The organism is Gelidibacter salicanalis (assembly GCF_016469035.1).
Taxonomy (GTDB): domain Bacteria; phylum Bacteroidota; class Bacteroidia; order Flavobacteriales; family Flavobacteriaceae; genus Gelidibacter; species Gelidibacter salicanalis_A.
In genome coordinates this window covers 1-277 of sequence record NZ_JAEHJZ010000681.1, presented here as the reverse complement: position 1 = coordinate 277, position 277 = coordinate 1, and the positions used below count along the sequence as shown (strand labels likewise).

General features: G+C 39.4%; 1 protein-coding gene. It reads right to left on the bottom strand.

Going from position 1 to position 277, the window contains the following annotated elements:
* Window positions 1-277: putative LPS assembly protein LptD (locus JEM65_RS22805; protein WP_262895279.1), on the bottom strand; the 277-nt coding region annotated here is incomplete at both ends.

Sequence of the window (277 nt, the reverse complement as noted above, 5' to 3'; positions counted from 1 at the left end):
AAAAGAGTATGCAATATTCAACGTTTTCAGAGGCTCAAATTTCACGTTTTTGAATGGGCTTTGCCTATTCATACTCAGGTTCATAGTCGGCAAACTCAGCTGCACTTCGCCAGTCTGTACACTTTGGGAATGCCTCATACTCGTTGATAAAGAGAATGGAGTTCCGGTAAAAGTTTTGGTGTAATTAACATTCGAGGACAAATCCGAAGTCACATTGTTAATGTAGCTGTTTGGGTTGATGATGTTGTTGAAATAACTGGTAGAACCAGCATTTACA